The organism is Varibaculum cambriense (genome assembly GCF_022133705.1).
Lineage (GTDB): Bacteria > Actinomycetota > Actinomycetes > Actinomycetales > Actinomycetaceae > Varibaculum > Varibaculum cambriense_A.
Genome location: NZ_JAKNHJ010000026.1, coordinates 1 through 8,800 on the forward strand (window position 1 = coordinate 1; position 8,800 = coordinate 8,800).

The 8,800-nt window shown below is 52.1% G+C and carries 9 protein-coding genes; 6 read left to right on the forward strand and 3 right to left on the reverse strand.

Translation table 11 applies throughout. From position 1 onward, the window contains the following. On the reverse strand, positions 1-1,359 hold a 1,359-nt coding region (locus L0M99_RS09565; protein WP_238128444.1), incomplete at its 3' end, for a TrkH family potassium uptake protein. 335 nt (positions 1,360-1,694) lie between these two features. Here L0M99_RS09565 and L0M99_RS09570 point away from each other — a divergent pair. Together L0M99_RS09570 and L0M99_RS09575 are read left to right on the forward strand one after the other, a co-directional pair. Further along, positions 1,695-1,910: a helix-turn-helix domain-containing protein gene (locus L0M99_RS09570; RefSeq protein ID WP_024059667.1), complete on the forward strand. Its 216-nt coding sequence runs from the start codon at positions 1,695-1,697 to the stop codon at positions 1,908-1,910. Between the two features lie 92 nt (positions 1,911-2,002). Then, positions 2,003-2,101, forward strand: a complete 99-nt coding sequence (locus L0M99_RS09575; protein ID WP_005504750.1) for a 30S ribosomal protein bS22 — start codon at positions 2,003-2,005, stop codon at positions 2,099-2,101. Between the two features lie 104 nt (positions 2,102-2,205). Here L0M99_RS09575 and L0M99_RS09580 read toward each other — a convergent pair whose 3' ends face one another. Next, on the reverse strand, positions 2,206-2,508 hold the full coding sequence (locus L0M99_RS09580) for a WhiB family transcriptional regulator (protein WP_024059668.1): 303 nt from the start codon (positions 2,506-2,508) through the stop codon (positions 2,206-2,208). A 340-nt stretch (positions 2,509-2,848) separates the two neighbouring features. On the opposite strand from L0M99_RS09580, the gene guaB reads away from it, so the two are divergent. The 3 genes from guaB to L0M99_RS09595 are packed head-to-tail and all read left to right on the forward strand — an operon-like array spanning position 2,849 to position 6,402. After that, a complete protein-coding gene (gene guaB / locus L0M99_RS09585) occupies positions 2,849-4,357 on the forward strand; it encodes an IMP dehydrogenase (RefSeq protein WP_024059669.1) in 1,509 nt (502 codons plus the stop codon). 57 nt (positions 4,358-4,414) lie between these two features. Beyond that, positions 4,415-5,101, forward strand: a complete 687-nt coding sequence (locus tag L0M99_RS09590; protein WP_024059670.1) for an exonuclease domain-containing protein — start codon at positions 4,415-4,417, stop codon at positions 5,099-5,101. Continuing rightward, the gene (locus L0M99_RS09595) at positions 5,098-6,402 is read left to right on the forward strand and encodes a hypothetical protein (RefSeq protein ID WP_024059671.1); all 1,305 of its coding nucleotides are present in this window, start codon (positions 5,098-5,100) and stop codon (positions 6,400-6,402) included. Before L0M99_RS09590 ends, L0M99_RS09595 begins: the two co-directional genes overlap by 4 nt. A 3-nt stretch (positions 6,403-6,405) precedes the next feature. Here the strand turns inward: L0M99_RS09595 and L0M99_RS09600 are convergent, their stop codons facing one another. Further along, entirely contained in the window at positions 6,406-7,239 is an 834-nt protein-coding gene (locus tag L0M99_RS09600; RefSeq protein ID WP_024059672.1) for an HAD family hydrolase, read from the reverse strand. Positions 7,240-7,653: 414 nt separating this feature from the next. Between L0M99_RS09600 and L0M99_RS09605 the strand changes: the two genes are divergently transcribed. Next, positions 7,654-8,388, forward strand: a complete 735-nt coding sequence (locus L0M99_RS09605; protein ID WP_238128445.1) for a DUF3800 domain-containing protein — start codon at positions 7,654-7,656, stop codon at positions 8,386-8,388. Positions 8,389-8,800 lie beyond the last annotated feature (412 nt).

An 8,800-nucleotide genomic window follows, 5' to 3' on the forward strand; every position in this document is an offset into this window, starting at 1 on the left:
CCCCCCCCCCCCCCCCCCCCCCCCCCCCCCCCCCCCCCCCCCCCCCCCCCCCGCCACGGTCATAGTGCCAGTTCTGCCCGCAAACATGAGCAGTACCAGTGAATACTTGCCGATAATCGGTAAATCGGGGGTGATTCCGGTTGATAATCCTACGGTGGCGAAAGCAGAAATCACTTCGAATCCGACAACGTCCATCGAATAGTCCGTTACCGATAGCAGGAAGAAGATAGCGGTCACCACTAGGATGGCGCCCAGACCGGTCACGGCCACTGAGAGGCGCACTACCGAGGGGGGAATGCGGCGATGGAAAGCTTCTACGTCCCGATCCCCGCGCGCCTCAGCCATTATCGCCAAGATCATCACCGCCAAGGTAGAGACTTTGATACCGCCCGCGGTAGAGGCGGAGCCCCCGCCGATAAACATCAGCACATCCAGCAGGAACCAGGAGCCTCTGGTCATTTGTCCCACGTCAATGGTGCTAATCCCGGAGGAGCGGGAGTTGACTCCGAACAGAATCGAGGTTTGTAGGGATTCGGAGGTGCTCATGGACGCGAAGGTCCCCCGGTTGTTCCATTCCGAAAAGGCGATTACTACTGCGGTAAATAACCAAACGGCCAGGTAGGTGGTGATAGTTAGTTTTGAGTGCAAACTGAGTTTGTGGGGGGAACGCCAGTTTTCTTTGAGGTCTAACATGACTGGGAATCCCAAGGCTCCCAGGAAAGTTCCCAAGATCACGGGACTGATCATCCACCAATCCCCCAGATGGGCATCGATGCCCTCGGGCAGGTTGATAAAACCCGCGTTGTTAAAGATCGATATTGATTGAAATAGGGCGTGCCAGATCGCGGAGCCAACGGACTCGTTTAAGGTTAAGAAGCGCGGTAATAGCGCAATGAAAATAATTGATTCGCAAGTCAGCGAGGTAACGATAACCGTGCGGATCAGGGCGCCGACTTTGCCGAGGGAGGCGGTTTTTTCGATGGCAGCCAGCATTCTTTGGGTCAGTCCAATATGGCGCGATACCGCTAATGCCAATATCGATGCCAGGGTCATCACCCCCAGGCCACCAATATGGATACCCAGTATGATTACGATTTGTCCAAATAAAGACCAGTAAGAAGCGGTGTTGACTACGGTCAGACCGGTTACACAAACGGCTGAGGTGGAAGTAAAAACCGCATCGACCAGAGGAGCAGGTTTGCCGGTGGTGGTGGCAATCGGTAAAGAAAGCAGTAGCGTCATCACCAGGATGATTGCTGCGAACACCAGTACTACCAGCCGTGCGGGGGAGGTGCGGGCAAGATGGTCTAGCGATTCTCTGACCTTCGCACGCTTGGAAACGCGCCGCTGTTTTGCCATTGCACCCCCTTTAGGTAGAAATATTTCCTGCCTTGATATTAACCCGCTGCCTCTACTTTCGGTTAGGACAGGTAGGCAGGAATATTTCCGCGGCGCCAATACCGGAAAATATAGCTTCCAGTAGAGTAAAACAGTATAAAAATAAATAAAGCAACTCTAAAAAATAACGAAAATTTCCGGTTTTTTAGGTACTTTCCTGTGGCAGTTGAGAAAAGTGGGTCTCTTGGGGTATTTTTAGACATGGATGCCTGAAACTCTAGAATTTTTCTAGGTCAACGGCTTAAGCTTATAAATAATCCCTAACCGGCATGGATTCGAAATTAGGACGGAACATTATGGCACAGCAGCAAGCTCCGCGCTTCGTAACAGTGGCAGAGGTCGCGGAACTAATGCGTGTGTCCAAGATGACGGTCTATCGGATGATCCACGCCGGTGATATCCCCGCAGTTCGAGTTGGTAAGTCTTTTCGGGTACCGGCTGCGGCAATCGACCAGATGATGGGTCAGGGTTTTGGTGACTGGGAACAGTCTTCAGGGGTAGCCAATAGTTAATCGCCGCTTAAGTTGTTGTATAGTAGGGCGAGAAAAATACCTTAAGGTAATATCTGCGCCGCGCGCGCACCAAGAAGCAAAAGGAGAACCTAGTGGGCTCGGTAATCAAAAAGCGCCGCAAGCGCATGTCCAAGAAAAAGCACCGTAAGCTGTTGCGTAAGACTCGTCACCAACGCCGCAACAAGAAGTAGCGGGCAATAATGCAAAATGGATCCAGGCATAACCTGGATCCATTTTTTATTTAACCGTCCCCGCTAGCTGCTGCTACCCGGCAACCGGTTTTGCTGGGGAGGAGCTAAGCGGTAAGCCGCTGGGCTTCCTCGCGACTTTGCCTAATCAGCTCACGCCGTTCCTCTTGGGTAAGACCGCCCCATACTCCGTAGGGTTCTTGCGCTGCCAACGCATATTCGCGGCACTGTGCGATCACCGGACACTTGGCGCAGATAGCTTTGGCGGCATCATCTCTCCTGCGGCGAGTTCCCCCGCGTTCGCCCTCGGGATGAAAAAACTGTTCGGTGTCTAGGTTGCGGCAAGCTCCCTGATATTGCCACTCCCATAAATCAGCCACCGGTCCGGGAAGTCGCGAGATGTCGCTCATTCGATACTCCTTTTTATCCCTGTTAGTTATCGCTCAGTATGGAGGAGATATCTTACGGTTCTCTGAAAAATAGACCATTCTGCGGTGAATAAAATGTAAACAGTAGATTAATCTGCAGCTCAATAGGGTAAAGATTGCGGGTTAGCGCTCAGCGAACAGTAAAGTCGGGTGCAGGCACAATGCTCTAGGCGGAGTAAAAAGCATTCGAGGCGAGCGGCAATCTTTCAAGTTTTCATCCCAAGGTAAAACGAGTCACATCTAATGGAAAAATTGCTGGAATTGGGGTTAATAGCCGAAAGAAAGTGGCGGGAGCCCGGCTCTTCGCGCTAACCTTAAAAAGGTGATTATCGAACACCTGGATGCCCTCGACGGGCTAACTTATGACGACGTTCTGTTACTTCCCGAAACTACCGATGTTATTCCCTCCGAAGTCGATACCTCCAGTAGGCTAACCAAACGGATTACCTTACACACCCCGGTAATATCTGCAGCCATGGATACGGTTACCGAAGCTAATATGGCGATCGCGATTGCGCGCCAAGGGGGAATCGGAATCGTCCACCGCAACTTGCCGATTGCGGAGCAAGCCGCGCAGGTGCGCCAAGTCAAACGGTCTGAATCCGGAATGATCACCGATCCGGTAACTATCGGTCCGGATGCGACCCTGTTGGAACTGGATAAAGAATGCGGACACTACCGGGTGTCCGGACTGCCGGTAGTGGATGAGGATCGTAAACTCAAAGGAATTATCACCAACCGGGATCTACGGTTCATTCCCGCCGACAAGTGGGCCACGGTAAAGGTTCGCGATGCTATGACCCCGATGCCGCTTACTACCGGGCGTAAAGGAATGCCCCGCGAGGAAGCTCGGGCACTACTAGCAGAAAAAAAGATTGAAAAACTGCCATTAGTCGATGATGAAGGTCGCCTGACCGGCCTAATCACCGTAAAAGATTTCGTGAAAACCGAACAATACCCCAACTCTACAAAAGACGAAGAGGGACGCTTAAGGGTAGGAGCCGCCCTCGGATATTGGGGAGATACCTGGGAACGCGCCGAAGCCTTGGCGGAGGCGGAAGTAGACGTGCTGGTAGTAGATACCGCCAACGGGGGCGCAAAGCTCGCCCTGGAGATGATTAAGAAGCTGAAAGCCTCTCCCACTTTCTCCGATATCGACATTATTGGGGGAAATGTGGCTACTGCCGAGGGTGCGCAGGCACTGATTGATGCCGGGGTAGATGCGGTGAAAGTCGGGGTAGGTCCCGGTTCGATCTGTACCACCCGCGTAGTTGCCGGAGTGGGGGTACCGCAGATTACCGCGATTAACCTGGCTGCCCAGGCCTGTTCGAAAGCAGGAGTGCCATTGATTGCCGATGGTGGTTTGCAGTATTCCGGTGATATTGCCAAAGCCATGGTGGCAGGCGCCGATACCGTGATGCTGGGTTCTTTGCTGGCAGGCTGCGAAGAATCACCAGGTGAATTGGTGTTCGTGAATGGCAAACAGTATAAGCATTACCGCGGCATGGGCTCGCTGGGGGCAATGAGTTCGCGCGGACGCAAATCCTATTCCAAGGATCGCTATTTCCAGGCGGAAGTAACTAGCGATGCCCAAATCGTTCCGGAAGGAATCGAAGGGCAGGTTCCGTTCTCCGGTGCCCTCTCGGCGGTGCTCTATCAGCTAATCGGGGGACTGCGGCAATCCATGTTCTATACCGGTTCTCACGATATTTCCACCCTGAAGAAGCGTGGTCGTTTCGTAAAGATTACTGGTGCTGGCCTGCGGGAATCCCATCCGCACGATGTGCAGATGACCGCTGAAGCTCCCAATTATCATTCAGCAGTTAAGTAACCACGTATTATTTGAACAACAGGTGCAGTAAGTATAGCGCGAGGCAAGGAGTAATTGGTGGGTTGGAGTGAAGGGCCATTTATGGGTTTCGATACCGAAACCACGGGAGTAAAGCCTGCCAGTGATCGGATAGTTACCGCCGCCTGCGTGGAATGGCGGCACGGACAAACCCGAGAACAAACCTGGCTGGCCGATCCCGGGGTTCCTATCCCAGAACCAGCCCAACAAGTGCACGGGATTTCCACCGAGTATGCCCGCGAACACGGACGCCCCCTAGAGCAAGTGGTGACAGAAGTTGCCCAGGTGCTTGAGGCCTGCGGTCAGGCACAGATCCCGGTGATTATCTATAACGCCTCTTTTGACCTGCCGCTGCTAGATCATCATCTGGAGCGTCTGGGACTACCCACTATGCGCGAACGGGTAGAGTTTTTGCCGATAATTGACCCTCTGGTACTAGATCGGGCTTTGGATCGCTACCGTAAGGGGAAACGCACCCTAGGGGCACTAGCGGAGTTTTATCAGGTGCGCGGGACGGATAGCCTGCATGATGCCCTGGTGGATGTGCGGCAAACAATCGCGGTTTTACGAGCACTTTGCGCTGTCTATCCCCAACTAGAGCAAATGGATTTGCGACAACTGCAAGACTACCAGCGCGATCAGTATCGCGAATGGGCGCAGCATTTCAACCAATATCTGCTGTCCAAAGGACGCAGCGCCGATGTGAATGAGGAGTGGCTAGCGTGAGTGAGCAGCCCGGTTACGGTTATCGCGGCGAGAGCGAGCCGCAGGTGAATCCGCACGCCCCGGAAGCGGGGCAAGGCCGCTATTTCCCTCCCCGCTCTACCAGTCAACAATCACAGCCACCTGCCCAGCTGCCGCATGCTGTGGGTGGGATTCCCCAGGTTCCCCTGCCGGCAGAGCCGGATCCCAACCTATACCAGCAGGTACCCCCAGCTCGGGCAGGAGACCCTCGTCCAGCGGAGCCTTCGTATCAAAGCGTCCAGCCGGCCCTAGAGCCTTCCCAGTCTGCTGAAAACTATCCGCCAGCAGATCCCGGCTCTCTTCCGCGCCCGGCCACACCTTATCCTGCTTCAGAGCAGCTGAGCCCGCGTGCGGACTCTTCGGCAGCAGCGGGGGACTATGATGCGCCTGCTGCGGTTTATGGCACAATGCCCAGTAACCTGCCGGCACCGCAAAATAACCGCACTTCCCCGCAGCCTCAGGCAGTTACCCCTAGCGGATTAACGCCAACTAGCTCCGAGGCAATCGCTTCCTCAACTTTGAACGCTTCAAGCTCTGGCGAAGCAGAAGGGAATTCTCCGCAAGTAACCTCCTCGCGGCGATCCCCGTGGTGGTTACTATATGGACTGGTAATCCTGGTTTTAATTGCTTTAGTTAGTTGGCAGATAGTGCGGCTTAGTACCGGAAAGGTGCCCTCAGCGGTTCCTCTGGGATCTCAGGCAGGCACTACTGAAACCGTGGCAGCTCCCGAGCCTAAACCGGTGTCCACTACCCAAACTGAGCAGGTCAAGAAAGTGTTAGCGGCACAACCAGTGACTCCGGCACAATTGGGAGGGGATAAAAAGCGAGTAACTTTCCGCTCCCAATCCGGGATTGTGGTTTGTACCATTGCGGAAAAACTTGAGGATGGCGTGCCGCCACTAGTTCCCTTAGCAGCCGATGGTTCGGGTGCTCTCGCAAGTGGCAGCGGCGTGGTCTGTGCTACCGCCAGTAATTTTGAAGCTGCCGGTAACGTCGGAAAGTGTAAACAGGGTGATCTTCGCCTGTCCGTGCTGGGGGTGTGGGATAGTTCCTCTGGTATTGGTGGGTGCGTAAATGGCACTACTCCGCTGTATCAAGACGTGAAATCTGGTCAAAAGGATAACAGTGGTAAACGCTTTGATCTGCAGCCACTGGGAACCGGTCAATACACTCAGCTAGGTAAATATGCCTGCACTTTCGGCGGCACCGATGCTACCTGTGTAAACGTTTCTACCGGCAAAGGATTCACCTTTACTGATCTGGAAGGTTATAAGTTCTTTTAACCCTTAAGCGGGATCCAGTAAACCGAAGCGTTCAAAGGCGGCCGCCACTCCGTCCTCTTCAATCGGGGGAGCGACCCAGTCGGCAATCTTGCTAAGTTCTTCTGCCCCGCCTGCCAGGCACACCCCGATGCCTGCTTCGCGCACCATTTCATAGTCGTTTGCGGAATCTCCAATCGCGAGTGCCTGAGCTGAGTCTGTGCCAAAGTGGTGGAGTACTTCCCGCATGGCGCTGCCTTTATTAACCCCTTTTACGCCCAGTTCCACCACTTCTCCTACGCGTACATCAACTGACCCGGGGATCACCATATAGCGATCCCCGAACAGTCGGTGAGCTTCTTCAAAGCTAGAGGGCGTTTCCGGGGATAGGTAGAACATGCATTTTCCGGCAGAAGTGGGGATTCCACTGGCTAGGTAAGGCGTGATCTGTTCTAGGTAGGCAGACCAATCCCCAGTGGCGGCACGGTCAGATTTGCCGGAGAGACGGAAAAAATCCAGGAATGTTTCGGAGGGATAAAAATGGTCTTTTCCTTGCCAAATCCAGGTGGCGCCGGAGCGGTGGAAATAATCTGTCCACTCGGCGATGGCGGCTTGATCTAGCGAATGATCGGCCAGTACTTCGTCTCCCAATTCTACGTACGCGCCGTTGGCGGTAATCAGGCCGGAAAAGGGCAGGGAAAATAGGAAGGGGTAAAGCTCCGGATAGGAACGCCCGGTGGCGATAAAAACTTTGTGCCCGTTCGCAGTGGCGGTGGTGATAGCGTCCTTTACCTTTGGGCTAATCACCTGGTTGTGGTCGATTATGGTTCCGTCTAGATCCAAAAAAGCGAACTTGCGCATTGCTGCTCCTTGTAGAGGACACCTGCCGGGGGAGGGTTGGGCAGTTTCCGGGCTACTTCCACTCTATGGGAAAACTCCAGCTAACGCGCGCATACCCGGTTCTCTATAACAAAAGTGCATTAGCTGCTTTAGCTAGACAGTGCCTTATAGGTGAGGGCGGGGAAAGGTTTTTCCTCCTGCCCAAAATTAGTATTTGCCCGTAGCAAATACTAATTTTCAACGCAAAGCCCGAAAAACAATTCTGATTTATAACCAGGTATCCGAAAGGGAAAAAATGCGATGGCAGGCGTGTATAGCCTGCTAGGATAAAACCTTTCCCCGCACGACCTCAGGATGAAAAGTCTCTAAAAGAAATCTCCGCCGAATTGATTGATTAGTTGTGTTAGTGATGCCAGTTTCGATAAAATGAAACTGGTGGCTGTAAGCTACCTCCAAGTGCCGGGGGAGTCCCCCGGCTTTTTAACTAGGAGTGCGATGATGCGCGAGCTAAGCATTTTCGTAGATGAAAGCGGAGATCGAAACGCTAATTCTCGCTATTACTTATTGACTCTTGTTTTTCATGAGCAAGTAGAAGACATTAAACAGTGTATTAGCCAATATGAATCTCGGCTTTTATTTGCGGATTTGCCTAATATTCCATTTCATTCCGAACCCTTGCTAAATGGACATGGGCAATATCGATACTTGGATATACAGCAGAGAAAGAAGATTCTTACCTGTTTTGCAACATTAGTTCGCCATTTGCCAGTATCCTATGTAACTTTTCGATATCGAAGTAAAGATATTGTGGATGATAAGCAATTAGAAACCCGTATGAAACGGGATATAACAGAATTTTTACGCGAACATTTAGACTACTTTCAATCCTTCAAGGTTATTAAAGTTTATTACGACAATGGTCAAGACGTTGTTAGCCAGTCTTTGGATCAGGCAATATTGGCTATGCTCTCAAAACATACGGTTCAACGCCGGAAAACTTCTATGACCGATTATCGCCTGGAGCAGGTTGCTGACTATCTGTGCACCATTGAGCTGGCAGTAATAAAATACAAAGCGAAAGAAAATGGCGGAACCTACAATAAGTTCTTCGGCGGTATTGGGAAGTTTAAGAAGAACTGGCTCAAACAAATTAGACCTAAAAAAATCTAAATCATTAGTACATAACCGTGACTAACGCGCTATCGACTGTTGGCTCATTTGGCAAAGTTTTGTCCTGTCTCGAGTTCACAGAGCGTTGACTAGACGACGTGCTTTAGTGAGTGCGGGAAAAGGTTTTATCCGAGTAGGTTGGGCGGGCGTTAAATCCGGAAAACCTGGGGTTTTTCCGGATTTTGGGCAGGAGGAAAACCTTTCCCCGCACGACTCCAGGTTCTGCACGCGTCCTAGAAAGAAAAAGATAAGCAACTGGCAGTTTTCAGCTAGTTTAAGCAGTTAGCTATGCAGTAAGTAGGGATGGCAACTAGCAGATGGGGGAATAATTTCATAGAAAATCATTTGGTGCCCCGAACAGTGTGTGGTTTCAGGAGATGTGTCCGTTTTTTCTTGGGGTTGGGGTTTTAAG

What these genes read in the sequence shown, in the direction of transcription:
- L0M99_RS09570 (WP_024059667.1), top strand. Translation starts at nt 1,695, where the DNA reads ATGGCACAGCAGCAAGCTCCGCGCTTCGTAACAGTGGCAGAGGTCGCG.
- L0M99_RS09580 (WP_024059668.1), bottom strand. Translation starts at nt 2,508, where the DNA reads ATGAGCGACATCTCGCGACTTCCCGGACCGGTGGCTGATTTATGGGAG.
- L0M99_RS09600 (WP_024059672.1), bottom strand. Translation starts at nt 7,239, where the DNA reads ATGCGCAAGTTCGCTTTTTTGGATCTAGACGGAACCATAATCGACCAC.